The sequence below is a fragment of the Paraburkholderia sp. genome, from assembly GCF_024281035.1.
Classification (GTDB): Bacteria; Pseudomonadota; Gammaproteobacteria; order Burkholderiales; family Burkholderiaceae; genus Paraburkholderia.
On sequence record NZ_JAMXLH010000049.1, the window covers coordinates 44,674 to 62,902 of the forward strand.

12 protein-coding genes are annotated in these 18,229 nt (G+C 65.8%); 5 read left to right on the forward strand and 7 right to left on the reverse strand.

The features are described from left to right. Nucleotides 1-14: 14 nt before the first annotated feature. Nucleotides 15-1,907: a bifunctional diguanylate cyclase/phosphodiesterase gene (locus tag Q0L30_RS15870; RefSeq protein ID WP_296658140.1), complete on the reverse strand. Its 1,893-nt coding sequence runs from the start codon at nt 1,905-1,907 to the stop codon at nt 15-17. Between the two features lie 269 nt (nt 1,908-2,176). On the opposite strand from Q0L30_RS15870, the gene Q0L30_RS15875 reads away from it, so the two are divergent. From Q0L30_RS15875 to Q0L30_RS15885, 3 genes are all read left to right on the forward strand, one after another. Continuing rightward, nucleotides 2,177-2,350 (forward strand): hypothetical protein, encoded by a 174-nt coding sequence (locus Q0L30_RS15875; RefSeq protein WP_296658142.1) that lies wholly within the window; start codon nt 2,177-2,179, stop codon nt 2,348-2,350. Nucleotides 2,351-2,417: 67 nt separating this feature from the next. Beyond that, nucleotides 2,418-2,981 (forward strand): peroxiredoxin, encoded by a 564-nt coding sequence (locus Q0L30_RS15880; protein WP_296658145.1) that lies wholly within the window; start codon nt 2,418-2,420, stop codon nt 2,979-2,981. A gap of 104 nt (nt 2,982-3,085) precedes the next feature. Next, nucleotides 3,086-3,550, forward strand: a complete 465-nt coding sequence (locus tag Q0L30_RS15885) for a hypothetical protein (RefSeq protein ID WP_296658147.1) — start codon at nt 3,086-3,088, stop codon at nt 3,548-3,550. A gap of 67 nt (nt 3,551-3,617) precedes the next feature. On the opposite strand, the gene Q0L30_RS15890 is transcribed toward Q0L30_RS15885, so the two are convergent. The 5 genes from Q0L30_RS15890 to Q0L30_RS15910 all read right to left on the reverse strand — a co-directional run bounded on the left by Q0L30_RS15890 (nt 3,618) and on the right by Q0L30_RS15910 (nt 14,725). Beyond that, a complete protein-coding gene (locus tag Q0L30_RS15890; RefSeq protein WP_296658150.1) occupies nt 3,618-6,929 on the reverse strand; it encodes an efflux RND transporter permease subunit in 3,312 nt (1,103 codons plus the stop codon). Nucleotides 6,930-6,933: 4 nt separating this feature from the next. Beyond that, nucleotides 6,934-10,062: an MdtB/MuxB family multidrug efflux RND transporter permease subunit gene (locus Q0L30_RS15895; RefSeq protein ID WP_296658152.1), complete on the reverse strand. Its 3,129-nt coding sequence runs from the start codon at nt 10,060-10,062 to the stop codon at nt 6,934-6,936. Nucleotides 10,063-10,068: 6 nt separating this feature from the next. Next, the gene (locus Q0L30_RS15900) at nt 10,069-11,454 is read right to left on the reverse strand and encodes an MdtA/MuxA family multidrug efflux RND transporter periplasmic adaptor subunit (RefSeq protein ID WP_296658155.1); all 1,386 of its coding nucleotides are present in this window, start codon (nt 11,452-11,454) and stop codon (nt 10,069-10,071) included. 333 nt (nt 11,455-11,787) lie between these two features. Further along, nucleotides 11,788-12,633 carry an IclR family transcriptional regulator gene (locus tag Q0L30_RS15905; RefSeq protein ID WP_296658158.1) on the reverse strand — a complete coding sequence of 282 codons (846 nt, stop codon included), beginning with the start codon at nt 12,631-12,633 and terminating at the stop codon, nt 11,788-11,790. A gap of 889 nt (nt 12,634-13,522) precedes the next feature. Continuing rightward, nucleotides 13,523-14,725 (reverse strand): ammonium transporter, encoded by a 1,203-nt coding sequence (locus Q0L30_RS15910; protein WP_296658160.1) that lies wholly within the window; start codon nt 14,723-14,725, stop codon nt 13,523-13,525. 462 nt (nt 14,726-15,187) lie between these two features. Between Q0L30_RS15910 and Q0L30_RS15915 the strand changes: the two genes are divergently transcribed. Further along, complete coding sequence (locus Q0L30_RS15915; RefSeq protein ID WP_296658163.1) at nt 15,188-16,963, forward strand: ATP-binding protein; 1,776 nt, start codon at nt 15,188-15,190, stop codon at nt 16,961-16,963. A gap of 50 nt (nt 16,964-17,013) precedes the next feature. On the opposite strand, the gene Q0L30_RS15920 is transcribed toward Q0L30_RS15915, so the two are convergent. Beyond that, complete coding sequence (locus tag Q0L30_RS15920) at nt 17,014-17,595, reverse strand: DJ-1/PfpI family protein (protein ID WP_296658165.1); 582 nt, start codon at nt 17,593-17,595, stop codon at nt 17,014-17,016. Between the two features lie 88 nt (nt 17,596-17,683). On the opposite strand from Q0L30_RS15920, the gene Q0L30_RS15925 reads away from it, so the two are divergent. After that, a complete protein-coding gene (locus Q0L30_RS15925) occupies nt 17,684-18,178 on the forward strand; it encodes a GNAT family N-acetyltransferase (protein ID WP_296658168.1) in 495 nt (164 codons plus the stop codon). Nucleotides 18,179-18,229: the final 51 nt, after the last annotated feature.

Genomic DNA, 18,229 nt, shown 5'->3' on the forward strand with positions numbered 1-18,229 from the left:
GTTGTGTACTGCCATCAATGCACCTCGTGGACATGGAGCGTACGCATTTCGAAGCGCTTCGCCAGTTCCTCGGAGGGGAGCGCCTTGCACACAAGCCATCCCTGAATGTGATCGCAGCCCATCTTCATGAGCAGATCGCGCTGCGCCTCGGTTTCGACGCCCTCGGCGACGAGTTCGAGATTGAGCGTGCGCGCGAGGCCCACCACGGCGTTGACGATCGCCTGATCGTTGCGCGAGGTGAGCAGGTTCTCGACGAAGCTGCGATCGATTTTCAGTTTCGACAACGGGAAGCGCTGCAGATACGCAAGACTCGAATACCCGGTGCCGAAATCGTCGACGGCGAACCGGATGCCGAGCGCCGTGATTTCTTCGAGCAGCGCCTTGGCGCGCAGGGGATCGTGCATGAGCAGGCTTTCGGTGATCTCGAACACGAGCCGGTCCGGCTCGATCCCGGACAGCTCGATTGCCTCTTGCACGCTTTCCTTGAATCTCGGGTTGCGGAACTGCTGCGGCGACACGTTGACCGCCACGTACTGCAATGAAATGCCCTGCGTGTCCCATTGCTTCAATTGCATGCAGGCCGCCTTGAGCACCCAGTTGCCGAGATAATTAATCAGACCGACCGATTCGGCAAGGGGAATAAATTTCGAAGGCGGCACGAGCCCGTGCAACGGATGCTGCCAGCGGATCAGCGCCTCCACGCCCACGACGCCGAGGGTCATGCTGCTCGTGATGGGCTGGAAGTGCAGCGAGAACTCGCCGTTGCGCACGCCGTCATAGAGATCGGATTCGAGCTTCAGGCGCTGGGCGTCGGTGGGATCGTTGTCGGGAACGTGCAGCATCAGCGTGTTGCCGCCCGCGGCTTTGGCCTGCTGCAGCGCCTGGTCCGCGCGCCGGATCAACGGCGTGTTGTCGGTTTGCGCGGCGTCGTCGCCGACCGTGCGCAGGGCCGGATGGAACGCAATGCCGATGCTGGCCGACAAGTGCACCGGCTGGGTGCGGAACGTGTACGGCTGCAGGATCGAGGTGAGCAGCCGCCGTGCGAGCGTTTCGGCATCGGCGCGCGCGTCGCTCGGGTCCGTATGCGGCTGCGGCGCGATCACGATCGCGAATTCGTCGCTGCCCGTGCGCGCGATCAACTCGCCCTGTAGCGCGAGGTGGCCGAGCCGCCGGGCCGTTTCGCGCAGCAGTTCGTCGCCCGCTTCGTAGCCGAGCGCGCGGTTCACGCGCTGATAATCGTCGATGTCGAGCAAGAGCAGCGCCACCGGCGCGCCATGCAGGTCGGCTTCGGTTTGCAGGCGCTCGAGTATCGGCCCGAGCGCCGTCTGGTTCGGCAGGCCGGTCAGCAGATCGTGGTGCAGCGCATGCGTGAGGCGCTGCTCGGCCCGTTGCCAGGTCGACACGTCGAAACCCGCAACCGCGAAACCGTCCTTGTCCGCGTACGACGCTCGTTGTACGCGCAACTCGACCGCGAGCGGATAGGTGAGCGCCTTCACGAGATGCACCGTGTCTTTTTCGATGGCGCCCGTCATGGTCGCGCGGTCGAACAGCGCGTCGAGGCGCAACTGGTGCTCCGGTGCGACGATGTCGTGCAGGGTGGCGCCGAGCAGATATTCGCGGTGATACCCGGCGAAGCGCAGGCTCGAATCGGAGACGTAGAGGAAGCGGAGGTTGCGGTCCAGGTGAACGAGGAAATCGACCGCGCTTGCGGTGTCCTCGAACGCGCGCGAGGCGGCATCCGGATACGCGGGCGCCTGCGGGTTCGCCGGCTCGTGCACGGGCGGCGGGGCGATGGTGGCTACGGGTGCAAGCGGGTCGCTGGCAGAGCGACGGGCCAGTGCGCGAAGCCGATCGACGACCGTGCGCATCCGGCCCGGACGGGATGCCGTAATCCTGTTTGCTTCCATGTCTGTCGCTGACAACCCTTATTCCATGCAGCCTGTCTGTCGCGTGCGTCGCTCGCCGGGCGCCCCAGGAACCTGGCGGCGCATTTTACATCTGGCTGAAACCGCATATCAGAACGAGTTATCGACCACGAAATGAAAATCTTTAGCGCATGGCTGGAAAAACACTGACGTGCCGTTCGGGCGTGGCGTGCGGCGCACGCTCATGCGGATTCGCGCCGGGCGGCGCTGCGTCAGGCTGCGCGCCGCGCGGCGGGCCGACGTGGCGTGCAATGCGCGATGAGCACGGCTGCGGCGTGCGGGCGCAGGCGGTGCTCGGGCGAGACTCGGGTGTCACCCGGGTGCGGCATTGGGTCGCCGACATTTTCATCGATGCGGGCGACGCCGGTGCGCGGCGCGACGGCGTGGCGCCCTTCTGCGAGTTCGATCATTGTGTGATCCAATGACGTCATCGTCGGCTGCGCGGGCATGCGCCATGCGCGAAGTTGACGACACATGGAAAGGATGACCGACATGAAATCCAGATTCATCGCGATAGGTGCAGCAGTGCTCATGAGCGCAGGGGCCGGGTTGTATGCGCTCAGCGCCGAGGCCACGCTGAAGCCTGGCGACCCGGCGCCGGACTTCACGGCCCAGGCTTCGCTAGGCGGTAAGACTTACACGTATTCGCTCGCGTCGGAATTGAAAAAAGGACCGGTGGTGCTGTACTTCTATCCGGCGGCCTTTACAAAGGGTTGCACGATCGAAGCACACGAATTCGCAGAAGCCGTCGACGAATACAAGAAGTACGGCGCGACGGTGATTGGCGTGTCGCACGACGACATCGGGACGCTGACGAAGTTCTCGGTGAGCGAGTGCCGCAGCAAGTTCCCGGTGGCCGCCGACGAAGACTCGAAGATCATCAAGTCGTACGACGCCTCGATGCCGATGCACGCAGCCATGGCCAACCGCGTGTCGTATGTGATCGCGCCGGACGGCAAGATCATCTATGAATACACGAGCCTCGCGCCCGACCAGCACGTGGCGAACACCCTGCGCGCCTTGAAGGAGTGGAGCGCGCAACATTCGCAGCAGTAAGTCTGGCGGCAAATACACGCCGCTTTCTGGCTTCCTGGTTCGTTCGCGGCGCGCGATGATTCGCGCGCCGTTTTCGTTTTAGCTTCGCCGTCCGGATTTCCCGCATGCCGCTTCTGGTTCTTCTGCTGGTGTTCGCCGCACTCGTCTACGGTGCGGTGTGGTCGTTTCATGCGCTCGCCGCGGAGTTCGGTCTCGCCGTGGCGGTCGCGGCGGCGCTGCTTGCGGCTGTCGCGCTGGCCGCGTTCATCGCGCGGATCTGGCAACGCCGCCGAGCCGTGGCGCCGAATCTGCGCGATGGCGACTGGACCCACGGCGTCTCGGGCGAGTGGGGCGCGGTGCGGCTCGCAGCCGGCAAGCGGCTGTGCGAGCTCGCGCTCGACGGCGCGCGTGGCGCGTACATCTTCGCGGACCTGCGCGATGCGCACGCCCAGCAGGACGCGAACCGGTGGTCGGTCGTGCTGCGGGTCGCCGATCAGGCGCGGCCCGAATGGCAGGTGCCGATGCCGGGCGAGCGCGAGGCAAAACGTTGGGCGCGCATCTTTACGCTCGCCATGGCTCAGCGTCTCTGAGGTCTCTGAATGAAGAAGGGCGGCCCGCGGGCCGCCCTTGTCACATGAAGCAGATGGACACAGAAGCTTATTTCGCCACTGCGGGCGCGGGCCGTCCGCGCTTCTGATCCCACCAGACACGCAGCCGGTCCATATACAGATAGACGACCGGCGTCGTATAGAGCGTGAGCATCTGGCTCACGATCAGCCCGCCGACGATCGAGATGCCGAGCGGTGCGCGCAGCTCCGCGCCTTCGCCGCGCCCGAACGCGAGCGGCAGCGCGCCGAGCAGCGCGGCGCAGGTCGTCATCATGATCGGGCGAAAGCGCAGCGAGCAGGCCTGATAGATCGCGTCGCGCGAGTTGAGGCCCTGGCGCGACGCCTCGATGGCGAAGTCGACCATCATGATCGCGTTCTTCTTGACGATGCCGATCAGCAGAATCACGCCGATCAGCGCGATGATGCTGAACTCGGTATTGAAGAGCAGCAGCGCGAGCAGGGCGCCCACGCCCGCCGAGGGCAGCGTCGAGAGGATCGTGAGCGGATGGATGTAACTCTCGTAGAGGATGCCGAGCACGATATACACGGCGGCGAGCGCGGCAAGGATCAGCAGCGGCTGGTTATTGAGCGACTGCTGGAACGCCTGCGCGGTGCCCTGGAAGCTGCCGTGGATGGTTGGCGGCACACCGATCTGGGCCATCGTGTCGTAGACGACCTTGGTTGCGTCCGAGAGCGATTTGCCGGGCGGCAGGTTGAACGAGATCGTCGAGGCGACGAACTGGCTCTGGTGATTCACGGAGAGCGGCGTCGTGCCGGGCCCGAACGAGGCAATCGCCGAAAGCGGGACCATCGTTTCCTTCGCGGTCGAGACGGCCGAGCCCGACGACGCGCTCGACTTGCCGCTCGCCGCGATCGAATTGATCGCGAGATTGCGCGCGGAATCGGCGGCGATGCTGGCCGCGCTCGCCGCTGCGCTTGTTCCTGTCGTGGCCGCCGTGCCGCCGCTGCGCGCGCTCGTGACCGGACCGCTCACCGTGCCCGCCGTCGCGTTGGTGCTCTGCGCGCCGCTCGCCGAGCCGCCCGCCGTGCTGATCCAGATGTCGTTGAGCATGTCCGGGCTCTGCCAGTACTTCGGCGCGACTTCCATCACGACGTGGTACTGGTTGAGCGGGTTGTAGATCGTCGAGACCTGGCGCTGGCCGAACGCGTCGTAGAGCGTGTTGTCGATCTGCGAGGGCGTAATCTTCAGGCGCGCGGCGCTCGCGCGGTCGATGTTCACCTGCGATTCGAGGCCGCCTTGCTGCTGGTCCGAATTGACGTCGGCGAGTTCGGGGCGCGCCTGCAGCGCCTCGGTGAGCTTCGGCCCCCACTTGTAGAGGTCCGCCGTATTGTCGGAGAGCAGCGTGAACTGGTATTGCGCGTTCGAGGCCCGGCCGCCCACGCGGATGTCCTGCACCGCCTGCAAGAACGTGCGCGCGCCGGCCACGTGCGAGAGCGGGACGCGTAGTTGTGCGATCACCTGGTCGGCGGAAAGCTTGCGCTCGCTCTTCGGCTTGAGCGAAACGAACATGAAGCCGGAGTTGGTGGCGCGTCCGCCGGAAAAACCCGCCACCGCATCGACGGCCGGATTGGCCTGCACGATGCGCATCATTTCCGCGAACTTCACCTTCATCGCCTGGAACGACGTGGACTGATCGGCCTGGATGCCGCCAATCAGACGCCCCGTGTCCTGTTGCGGGAAAAAGCCCTTCGGCACGATCACGTAGAGCGCGACGTTCAGCGCGATGGTCGCGATCAGCGTGAGCAGGATCACGAACGGATGCGCGAGCGCCCAGCCGAGCGTGCGCTCGTACCCGCGCTGCATGCGCGTGAAGCCGCGGTCGAGCCACTGCGCGAAGCGCCCTTCGGCCTGCCTTTCGTGCGGCTGCTCGAGCAGGCGCGAGCACATCATCGGCGTGAGCGTGAGCGAGACCGCGAGCGAGACGGCGATGGCGAGCGACAGCGTGAGCGCGAATTCCCGGAAGAGCCGCCCGACGATACCGCCCATGAGCAGAATCGGCAGGAACACGGCGACGAGCGAAACGCTGATCGACAGCACCGTGAAGCCCACTTCGCGTGCGCCGAGCAGGGCGGCCTGCATGCGCGGCACGCCGTTCTCGATGTGGCGCGAGATGTTTTCGAGGACAACGATCGCGTCGTCGACCACGAAGCCGGTCGCGATGGTGAGCGCCATCAGCGAGAGGTTGTCGAGCGAGAACCCCATGAGGTACATCGCCGCGAAGGTGCCGATGATCGAGATCGGCACGGCCACGCTCGGAATGAGCGTCGCGCGCCAGTTGCGCAGGAACAGGAACACGACCATGACGACGAGCACCACCGCGATGATCAGCGTGCGCTCCGTGTCCTTGAGCGAGGCGCGGATCGTCACCGAACGGTCCGAGGTGGGCGTCACGTCGACATCGGCGGGCAGCGACGCCTTCAGCCGCGGCAGCAGCGCGATCACGCGGTCCACCGTCTGGATGATGTTCGCGCCGGGCTGGCGGTACAGGATCACGAGCACGGAGCGCTTGCCGTTGGCGAGGCCGATGTTGCGCAGGTCTTCCACGGAGTCGACCACTTCGCCCACGTCCGCGAGCTTGACGCCCGCGCCGTTGCGATAGGCGATCACGAGATCCTTGTACTGGTCCGCCTTGCTCGCCTGATCGTTCGTATAAAGCTGGAAGCGCTGCGGGCCGAATTCGATGTCGCCCTTCGGGCTGTTCGCGTTGGCCGAGGCGAGCGCCGCGCGCACGTCTTCGAGGCCGATGCCGTAGTGAAACAGCGCGTGCGGCTCCAGCTCGACGCGCACGGCCGGATTCGCCGAGCCGCTCACGTCGACTTCGCCCACGCCGTCGACCTGCGAGAGCGACTGCTGCAGCACTGTCGCCGCCGAATCGTAGAGCTGGCCCGCGGAGAGCGTGGGCGAGGTGAGCGCGAGGATCAGGATCGGCGCGTCGGCGGGATTGACCTTGTGGTAGGTCGGGTTCTGCCGCAGGCTCGTGGGCAGGTCCGCGCGCGCCGCGTTGATGGCGGCCTGCACGTCGCGCGCGGCGCCGTCGATGTCGCGGTTCAGGCCGAACTGCAACGTGATGCGGGTGGTGCCGACCGAACTCTGTGAGGTCATTTCGCTGACGTCGGCGATGCTGCCGAGGTGGCGCTCGAGCGGGCTCGCCACGCTCGTCGCCACGGTCTCGGGACTCGCGCCAGGCAGCGCGGCCTGCACGGAGATGGTCGGGAAGTCCACCTGCGGCAACGGCGCGACCGGCAGCTTCGTGAACGCGAAGATGCCGGCGAGCGCGATGCCGAGCGCGAGCAGCGTCGTCGCGACGGGGCGGGCGATGAACGGGCGGGACAGGTTCATCGCGTCATTGCTCCGCGGGCGACGAAGGCGCTGAGGGTGAACCGGGCGATCCGCCGAAGCGGTTCCTCAGGCGCCGCGCGATCGAGTCGAACGCGAGATAGATCACGGGCGTCGTGAAGAGCGTGAGCGCCTGGCTCACGATCAGGCCGCCCGCGATGGCGATGCCGAGCGGCCGGCGCAGCTCCGAGCCCGCGCCGCTGCCGACAATGAGCGGCAGCGCGCCGAGGAGCGCCGCCATCGTCGTCATCATGATCGGGCGAAAACGCAACAGACACGCCTGATAGATCGCCTCGCGCGGCGGCTTGCCTTCCTGGCGTTCGGCTTCGAGTGCGAAGTCGATCATCATGATCGCGTTCTTCTTCACGATGCCGATCAGCAGCACGATGCCGATGATCCCGATGATGTCGAGATCGTGACCCGTGAGGATCAGCGCGAGCAGCGCGCCGATGCCGGCCGAGGGCAGCGTCGAGAGAATCGTGATCGGATGGATGAAGCTCTCGTACAGCACGCCGAGCACGATGTACATCGTCACGATGGCCGCGAGAATCAGGAACAGTTCGTTCGACAGCGATGCCTGGAAGGCGAGCGCCGCGCCCTGGAAGCGCGTCTGGAACGAGGCCGGCAGGCCGATGTCCTGCTCGGCCTGCTGGATCGCCTTCACGGCGGCGCCGAGCGAAGCGCCGGGCGCGAGGTTGAACGAGATCGTCGTGGCCGGGAACTGCGAGAGGTGCGTGACGAGCAGCGGCGCGGAACGCTCGTGGAACTTCGCGATGGCGGAGAGCGGCACCTGGCCCGTCGTCGACGTCGAGGACGGCAGATAGATCGCGTTGAGCGCGTCGGTGTAATGCTGCAATTGCGGATCGGCTTCGAGAATCACGCGGTACTGGTTCGACTGCGTGAAGATCGTCGAAATGATGCGCTGGCCGAACGCGTCGTAGAGCGCGTTGTCGACGGTGGCGGGCGTAATGCCGTAGCGCGCCGCGCTCGCCCGGTCGATCTCGATGAATACCGACTGGCCCCGGTCCTGCAGGTCGGTTGCGACGTCGGCGAGTTCGGGCACCTGCTGGAGGCGGCGCACGAGCTTCGGCACCCACGTCGTGAAGTCGCCGATATTCGGCGTGGTGAGCATGAACTGATACTGCGTCGGGCTCACCGTCGAGTCGATCGTGAGGTCCTGCACCGGCTGCATGTAGAGCGTCGCGCCCGGAATGTGCGCCACGCGCGCCTGCAGCGTGCGGATGATTTCGCTGGCCGTCTCGCTGCGGTCGTCGCGCGGCTTCAGGTTGATCAGCATGCGTCCGCCGTTGAGCGTGATGTTCGTGCCGTCCACGCCGATGAACGAGGTGAGGCTCTCCACGTTGTCGTCTTTGAGGATCTCGGCGGCGAGCGCCTGCTGGCGCTCGGCCATCGACGCGTACGAGACCGACTGCGGCGCCTGCGTGATCGCCTGGATCACGCCGGTGTCCTGCACGGGGAAAAAGCCCTTTGGCACGGCGACGTAGAGCAGCGCCGTGAGCACGAGCGTGAACACGGCGACCACGAGCGTCATGCGCTGGTGGTTCAGCACCCATTGAAGCGCGACGCCGTAGCGGCCGATCACGTAGTCGAAGAAACGGTGCACGCCCGCTTCGAAGCGGCGGGTTTCGCCAGGCGGCGTGTGGCGCAGCATCTTCGCGCACATCATCGGCACGAGCGTGAGCGACACGATGGCCGAAATCACGATGGTCACCGCGAGCGTGATCGCGAATTCGTGGAAGAGGCGGCCCACGACGTCGCCCATGAAGAGCAGCGGGATCAGCACCGCGATCAGCGAAACCGTCAGCGAGATGATCGTGAAGCCGATCTGCTTCGAACCCTTCAGCGCCGCTTCGAGCGGACTGTCGCCTTCCTCCACGTAGCGCGCGATGTTCTCGATCATGACGATTGCGTCGTCGACGACAAAGCCGGTCGCGATGGTGAGCGCCATCAGCGACAGGTTATCGAGCGAGAAGCCGAACAGATACATCACGGCGAGCGTGCCGATCAGCGAGAGCGGCACCGAGAGGCTCGGAATCACGGTGGCGTAAATGTTCGCGAGGAACAGGTACATCACGAGCACGACCAGCACGACGGACATCAGCAGCTCGAACTGTACGTCGCGCACGGAGGCGCGAATGGTCGTCGTGCGGTCGGTGACGATCTGCACGTCGAGCGCCGAGGGCAGCGATTCCTGCAATTGCGGCAGGATCGCCTTGATGTTGTCCACGACCTGGATCACGTTCGCGCCCGGCTGACGCTGCACGTTCAGGATGATCGCGGGCGTGCTGTTCACCCAGGCGCCGAGCTTCGTGTTTTCCGCGCCCGGCACGATCTTCGCCACATCTGTGAGCATGACCGGGCGGCCGTTGCGGTAGGCGATGACGGCGTTCTGGTAGGCGTTGGCGTCGCTGAGCTGGTCGTTCGCGTTGATCGTGTAGGCGCGCGTCGGACCGTCGAAGTTGCCCTTCGGCGTGTTGACGTTCAGGTTTGAGACGGACGTGCGCAGATCGTCGAGATTCAGGCCGTAGGCCGCGAGCGCGCGCGGATTCGCCTGGATGCGCACGGCCGGGCGCTGGCCGCCCGAGAGGCTCACGAGACCCACGCCCGCCACCTGCGAGATCTTCTGCGCGAGGCGCGTATCGGCGAGATCCTGGATGTCGGTCAGCGGCAGCGTTTTCGAGGTGATCGCGAGCGTGAGGATCGGCGCGTCGGCGGGATTCACTTTCGCGTAGATCGGCGGCGCGGGCAGGTCGGAGGGCAGCAGGTTGCCGGCCGCGTTGATGGCGGCCTGCACTTCCTGCTCGGCGATGTCGAGCGGCAGATCGAGGCTGAACTGCAGCGTGATCACCGACGAGCCCGCCGAACTCTGCGACGACATCTGGTTGAGCGACGGCATCTGCCCGAATTGCCGCTCGAGCGGCGCGGTCACCGACGAGGTCATCACTTCCGGACTCGCGCCCGGGTAGAAGGTCTGCACCTGGATCGTCGGATAGTCGACTTCGGGCAGGGCGGACAGCGGCAGAAAACGCAGCGCGACGAGGCCGACCAGCATGATCGCCGCCATCAGGAGGGCGGTGCCGACCGGGCGCAGGATAAAGGCGCGGGAAGGATTCATGCTTGCTTACTGCGCCTGTGCCTGCGATGCGTGGTGGCCGCCGGAGCCACGGTGAGCGCCCGAGGCGGCGGCCGCTCCGGCTGCTCCGGACGCGCCGGGTGTGCCCTTGGCGCCCGTTGCACCGCTGGCATGCTTCGGATGCTCGGCGGGGATCGTGATCTTCGAGCCTTCGCGCAGGCGGTCCGAGCCGTCCGTCACGACGCGCTCGCCCGCCGCGAGCCCCGACGCGATGCTGGTGCGCTCGCCGTCGACCGGGCCGACCTTCACGACGCGCACGGTCACGGTGTTATCGGGCTTCACGACGAACACGTAGCGCCCCTGCGAGCCGTTGAGCACCGCCGAGGTCGGCACGATCACCGCGTTGTGGATCGTGTCGACGAGCAGTCGCGCGTTCACGAACTGGTTCGGAAACAGCATCTGGTCCGGGTTCTGGAAATTCGCGCGCAGCTTGACCGTGCCCGTGGTGGTGTCGATCTGGTTGTCGATGGTTTGCAGATAGCCGTTTTCGAGCTGCGTCGTGTTGCTGCGGTCGTAGGCGGTGACCGGCATCTTCTTGCCCGCGTGGAGCTGCTTGAGGATGGCCGGCAAGTTGTCTTCCGAGGTCGTGAAGATCACGCTGATCGGCTGCAACTGCGTGAGAACGACGAGGCCGTTCGCGTCGCCGGGCGTCACATAGTTGCCGGCATCGACCTGACGCAGACCGACGCGGCCCGACGTCGGCGCGGTGATGCGCGCGTAGGTGAGATCGAGCTTGAAAGTGTCGATGTTCGCCTGATCGGACTTGACGGTGCCTTCGTACTGCTTCACGAGCGACGCCTGGGTATCGACCTGCTGGCTCGCGATCGAGTCCTGCGCGAGCAGGGTCTGATAGCGCTTCAGGTCGAGGCGCGCGGTGGCGAGCAGCGCCTGGTCGCGCGCGAGCTGGCCTTCGGCGTTCGCGAGCGAGATCTGATACGGGCGCGGGTCGATCTGGGCGAGCACGTCGCCCTGTTTCACCATCTGGCCTTCCTGGAAGTTCACGGCTTGCAGCGTGCCGGAAAGCTGCGTGCGCACGGTGACGCCGGCGAGCGGCGTGACCGTGCCGAGCGCCGTGATGACGATCGGCATATCGCCGTTCGCGGCGCTCGCCACGCTCACGGGCTGCGCCATGTTGGCCATCGCGCCCGGTCCGCCGTGGCGCGTGCGCGCGCTGCTGGCCGCACCCGGGCCGCCCGCGCCGGAGGGCGCCTTGTTCCACGGCTGCCAGCGCACCAGCACGATTGCGGCGACGACGAGTGCGGCGGCGATCACGATGAGCTTGCCGCGACGGCTGCGGGGGGCGGGAGAGGCGGCAGTTGACGGGGACGGCGTTTCTCGACGGGGCGGTTCCGGGTGCTTGTCTTGGTGATCCATCGGGCAGGTCGGTACGGTGCAGACGGGTTGAGCGGTTGTGTTATGCGGCGCCGCACGTGCGTGCGCCGCTGCAGTGTGCCGATGCTACGCGAAATGCGCGCAAGGTTAATGTCAGGCACGACGGCGATGACGTGCGCTTGAAGCGCAATTGATGCGCGCGCCTCGCGTGGCGGACGAAGGGCAACCGCGGTGGGGGCGGGCGGTGTGCGGGCCCGGATGGCCGCGCTGTAAAAGCATGATGCTAGTCGGCGCCTCCTTCAGCGTCCAGTCGCCTATCTTTCAAGACGTTACGGCGGTTACACCCGTTGTAGCCGCGGTGTAAGGGGAGGTTTGTCAGGCTCGATCCTCGATGGATGCCGGGGAGGCCGAGCCGCCGATTTCGGCGACGATGCGTGCGATGCACTCCTGCATCGCCGGTACGGCGTGGGTGACGAGCCACTCGCGCGGGCACTGCTGCGAGGCGCCGACGCAATTGACCGCGTAGCGCTCGCCGTCCGGCCCCGTGAACGTGCCCGCGATTGCGCTCAGGCCCTCGTACCACTCGCCGATGGCGATGCTGTAGCCCTGTGCGGCCGTTTCGGCGACGGCCGCGTCGAGACGGCTGCCGAAGAATCCCCAGTCGTTGCCGGCTGCGGCCTGCAGCGCGGCGATCAGGCCGTCGCGCTCGCGGGGGGCGAGCGACGCGAGGTACGCGCGGCCAACGGCGGTGCGGCTCATGTCGATGCGCGAGCCGACTTCGAGCCGCGAGACGAGCACGGCGGAACGCGGCCGGACCGCGTCGATGACGACCATGTCGAGCCGGTCGCGCACGGTGAGGTGCACGGATAGCGCGGTGCGTTCGGCGAATTGAGTGAGGAACGGTCGCACGCGGCTGCGGATGTCGGAATTGCGCAGGAAACCGTTGCTCAGCTCAAGCACGGCGGCGGCGAGCACGAAGCGCTCGCTGTCGGGCAGCCGCGCGAGAAAGCCGGTGCTCACCAGCGTGCCGGTGAGGCGCGAGAGCGTGGGTTTGGGGATGCCGGTCAGCTCGGTCAGCTCGCGGTTGCTGAGCGGTGCGTCGGCGGCGGCGATGCAGCGCATTACGGCGAGGCCGCGCGCAAGCGCTGTGACTTCGTCGGCTGCACTGTCTTTGTCGCGCATCGTTTCGGTGCGCGCTTGCGGGTCGATATGGGAAGTCATTCCAGGTGAATCTGCGTTTTTTTGAAACGGCATTTCGATTTGCAATCTCGCTGCCCGGTCGGGCCTGCGGGCGAGGCAGCGGGCGCCGATGAAAAGCGGGTCATATTGTGAGGTATTTCGTCAGGTAATTGTAACGGGCTCATCGCGCTTCATAGATCGTGCAATCAGGTGAGAATCCGCTTGACTTGGTCAGTCGATCAGTAAAAAATGGAATATTATTTCGGCGAAGCCCCGCAACACGCGGGGTTTTAATGGGCCGCAGAGTATGCATTTCGCATCGATTGAGCCGGGGTCGAACGAGTGCATCGAGCGAAGCATGGCCTGGAGGGTGCCGAATATCGTCTCTCAGGTTCTAGCACGGCCCTCGGAATGGCTAGAACTTTTAGGTGCGTCACGCTAACGCGTGACGCTTTTTTTATTCCTTGATGCAGCCTAAAGCTACCTAAGGCTGTCTAAGTGGCCCTTATTTCCAGGTCTTGCCACGCTAATTGCCGTCATTTTGCATGTGCGATGCACGGATTATCAAAAGCACGGCCGTTGATTCTGGTCATATTCGAAAACCAGATCCGGAGGCAATGGATAGGTAATAAACATGCAACAGGCGTGTAATAAGCGTGCAACAAATGCGCAATAGGTACGCAATAAGTACGCAATAAGCGCGCAACAGAAACGCAATAAAAGCGCGATCAAAACGGTGGGGCGGAAACGCGGGGACGGAATCAGGCGGGCGGCGGGCAATCCGGCGCCCGGTGCGTGATGGACGCACCGCGAGGTGGGGCGAGGTAAAAAGCGCGGGTTAAAAGCGCAGTGAGATGCGCGGTGACACGCGAGAACAGCGAACCGCCGCGCGGTGCCGCGGCGGTTCGCCCGCATGCCGGTGACGGCTGCGTCAGAAAACCGACTCGCGCTCCGGCGTCGCCGTGATCTTGTGGATCGACAGATCGGTGCCGCTGAACTCCTCTTCACGATCGATGCGCAGCCCGACCGTCAGCTTGAGCGCGCCATAGACGATCGTGCCGCCGAGCGCCGCCACGACGATTCCGCCGACCGTTCCCACCACCTGCGCCCAGAACGACACGCCGCCCATGCCGCCGAGCCAGTGCTTGCCGAAGATTCCCGCCGCGATGCCGCCCCATGCGCCGCACAGCCCGTGCAGCGGCCACACGCCGAGCACGTCGTCGATGCGCCAGCGGTTCTGCACGCACGTGAACATGTAGACGAACAGCACGCCCGCAACCGCGCCCGTCGCGAGCGCACCGAGCGGATGCATAAGGTCCGAACCGGCGCAGACGGCCACGAGCCCTGCGAGCGGTCCGTTGTAGGTGAAGCCCGGATCGTTGCGTCCCGCCACCCACGCGGCGAGCGTGCCGCCCACCATCGCCATGAGCGAATTGACGGCGACCAGCCCGCTGATCTTGTCGATGCTCTGGGAACTCATCACGTTAAAGCCGAACCAGCCCACCGTGAGCACCCACGCACCGAGCGCGAGAAACGGGATGTTCGAAGGCGGGTGCGCGGCGATGCGTCCGTCGCGCGTGTAGCGTCCGTGGCGCGCACCGAGCATGATCACGGCCGGCAAGGCCACCCAGCCGCCGAACGCATGTACGACCACCGATCCGGCGAAATCGTGAAACTGCTCGCCGAACAGATGCGCGAGCGCATCCTGCACGCCGAACCGTCCGTTCCAGACGATGCCCTCGAAGAACGGATAGATGAATCCGACAATCACGAAAGTCGCGAAAAGCTGCGGATTGAACTTCGAGCGCTCGGCGATGCCGCCCGAGACGATCGCGGGAATCGCCGCCGCGAAGGTGAGCAGGAAGAAGAACCGCACGAGGGCGTAGCCGTTGTGCGCGGCGAGCACGTTCGCATGCGCGAAGAACTGCACACCGTAGGCGATCGTATAGCCGATGAAGAAGTAGGCGATCGTCGAGACCGAAAAGTCGACGAGGATCTTCACGAGTGCGTTGACCTGGTTCTTCTTGCGCACGGTGCCGAGTTCGAGGAACGCGAAACCTGCGTGCATCGCGAACACCATGGCGGCGCCGAGCAGCAGAAAGAGCGTGTCGGCGCCATTCTTGAGATTGTCCATCCTTGCGTCCCGCGGTTGCCCAAAAAGAGCGCATTCTGAGCAAGATGCGGGCCAGGTCCGTGCCAAAGCGGTGAATCCGGTGAATTGGTCCGTGGTGCATGGCATTACAGCGGTGCGCGCGTGCACTGCGCCGGATTCCAGCCTGGTGCGCATCGGCTGTCGTGCACGGGGCGCGCCGGCACAATTCCAGTGCCGACGATCGAAGATGGGGAGGTCATGCGCCAGATCGGGGCGATCTATTCCATTTCCCTTTCTCGATTGTCCGATTGTCGGGAAATCGAAATATTCGCGTCGCGGCGCGTGCGATGACGACCGGTACGAACGCGAAATGGGTCGAATGTGTGGACCGTATGGACCGTATGGACCGTATGGGCCGCGTGGACCGCACATGGGGCACAAACGCCGACATAATGAGCGAACCCAGTCACCCCGTCGTCCGGACGCTCCGAACCGGCTCATTGCATGCGACTCACGACAAAAGGATTCCTGCTGATCGCGATTCCCGCTGTATTCGAGCTGACCCTGCTATCGGGCATCGTGAAGGCCGAGGCGGATGCGGAAGCCGCGGATCGCTGGAGTCAGCACAGCCAGAACGTGCTCGCGCAGGCGGCGCGCGTGCTCGAGCCGGTTCTCACCGAGTCGGTGCGGCTGCGCGGGGCGGTGGCGGCGGGCGACACCGCATTCACGACGCCGGTTTCCACGTGGATGGAGGTCGACCGGCGCATCGACCGTCTCGTCGAACTCGTCTCCGACAATCCAGGTCAGGTCGAACGCGCGGTGCAGATCCGCCAGGCAGTGCAGAACTACCGGCAATGGTCGGACCGTATTCAGGATCTGCTGCATTCGCGGCGGCACGGCGATCTGACCGAGTACTTTCGCGAGCTCACGGCCGCCGACGTGCTCGATCGTGTGCGCGCGCAGGTGACGTCGTTCCAGACCGAGGAGCGGCGGCTCGACGTGATGCGCGTGACGGAAGCCGAGGCCGCGCGGGCCCAGCAGCAGACACTCGTGATGGCGGCGGTGGTGGGTTCGATCCTGCTGGTCGCGCTTTCCGTGTGGCTTTTCACGCGCGGCGTGCGCGGCCGCCTCAACGCGCTCTCCGATAACGCGAGCCGCCTCGCGGGCAACGAACCGCTCGCGCCGCTCTCCGGCGGCAACGACGAAATCGCGCATCTCGATCTCACGCTGCATCAGATCAGCCAGCGTCTGATCGAGGCCGAGCGCATGCGCCTCGGCTTTCAGGCGGACCTTGCGCGCCGCGCGGACCAGCTCGCGCACATCAACGAAACCCTGCGCCAGCAGACCCAGGAAAACGAGATGTTCATTCATAGCGTGTCGCACGACCTGCGCGCGCCGCTCGTGAATCTCCAGGGTTTCTCGCGCGAACTGGACCACGCCTGTGACGACCTGCGCGCCCTCGTTGCGCGTTCGTCGCTCGGGCCGCAAGCGCGCGAGCACGTCGAGCGCCTGATCAACGAGGACATCGGCGAGGCGCTTCATTATCTGCAGACTGCCGTGCTGCGCGCGTCGCACATCATCGACGCGCTGCTGCGCCTCGCGCGCGTGGGGCGCGTCGAGTACCGGCGTCAGCGCGTCAACGTGCAGGAACTGGTGCAGCGCGTGGTCGATGCGATGCACGGCTCGATCCGCGCCCGCGGCGCGCAGGTGAGCGTGCACACGCTGCCGGACGTATGGGGCGATCCGACTGCGCTCGAACAGGTCTTCGGGAACCTGGTCGGCAACGCGCTCAACTACCTGGATCCCGCGCGCGACGGGCGCATCGAGATCGGCACGGCGCCTTCGCCGCCCGGCGTCGAATCGCTGCAGATCTTCTACGTGCGCGACAACGGGCTCGGCATTCCCGAAGTCGCGCTGCCGCGGCTTTTTCAGGCGTTTCAGCGCATGCACGGCAACGCCGTGCCCGGCGAGGGCATCGGGCTTGCGCTCGTGCGGCGCGTGGTCGAGCGCCATGGCGGGCGTGTCTGGGCGGAGTCGCGGGAAGGAGAAGGCACGACATTCTATTTATCGCTGCCCGATGCGCTGGCGTTCGTGCCGCCCGCGCCCGGCGAGGCGGTGCAGCTTGCTGCGCCTGCGGAGCTTTTGGCAGACGGTGCGGCGACGTGGAAAGCCGGGGAGAGCGGCGAGCCGGGCAATCCGGCAGACGACGAACGCGCCGAACCGCCGCCTGGTCCCGCCGCCGCGCTGCGGCAGGCGGGAGGACCACCGGAAAGCGTCTAGCCGCCGCCGGACACGCGGTGATCGGCGAGCGTGCTGTGACGCCGTGTGCGTTACGGCTCGATGCGGGTGCCGAGGAGCACGAGAAACTGCCGCAGCCATTCCGGATGCGCGGGCCAGGCCGGGGCCGTGACGAAGGGGGCGTCGGTGACGGCGCCGTCGATCGGAATCTCGGCATACTCGCCGCCCGCCAGCCGCACTTCGGGCGCGCAGGCCGGGTACGCGGAGATGCGCTTGCCGCGGATCACCTCGGCGGCGGCGAGCAGTTGCGCCGCATGGCAGATCGCCGCGATCGGCTTGTTTGCGCGCGCGAAGTGGCGCACGACGTCGATCACCTTCGGATCGAGCCGCAGGTACTCGGGCGCGCGGCCGCCCGCGATGGCGAGGGCGTCGTAGCTGGCCAGCTCGATTTCGTCGAAGGTGGCGTTGAGCGCAAACTGGTGGCCGGGTTTTTCGGTGTACGTCTGGTCGCCCTCGAAATCGTGAATGGCGGTCTTGATGCGCTCGCCGGCCTTCTTGCCGGGGCACACGGCATCGACGCGGTGGCCGACGGCCTGCAGTGCCTGGAACGGCACCATCGTTTCATAGTCCTCGGCAAAGTCGCCGGTGAGGAAAAGAATTTTCTTGACTGCCATCGCATGACTCCTCGGTTGGATAGGTTGGAACACATCGATCGCCCGGGCAGTCTACCTCAGCGTGTTTAACACTTGTGTGCCGTGCGCAATGACTGCAATTGAATGGCGCGCCTACGCGCCGGATCGCGACGCCGCCGCGCTCGCCGCGCTTTTCCGGGCCTCGGTCATGACGCTGGCCGCCACCCGCTACGACGCGGCGCAGTGTGCGGCGTGGGCATCGCTGGCCGACGACGTCGGGTCGTTCGGTGCCCGGCTCGCGCGCGGCAGCACCCTCGTCGCGGTGCATGAAGGCGTGCCGGTCGCCTTCGGGCAGCTTTGGCCGGCGGACCACGTCGAGATGCTCTATGTCGCGCCCGGCTGGGCGCGGCGCGGCCTCGCCACGGCGTTGCTCGCGCGGCTCGAAGCGCTCGCGTGCGAACAGGGTGCAAGCGTGCTAGGCACCCACGCGAGTGCGCTTGCTCGGCCCGTCTTCGAGCGCGCTGGCTTCTCGCTTATTTCAGAGCAGATGGTGTGGCGCGGCGGCGTGCCATTGCAGCGCTTTCAGATGGGCAAGCCGCTTCGCACGGCTGATCCTTCAGCGTGAGCCCGTTTTTCAGCGAGTCGATGGTCCGGGCCGCCGCACCCGTTGTCGCCG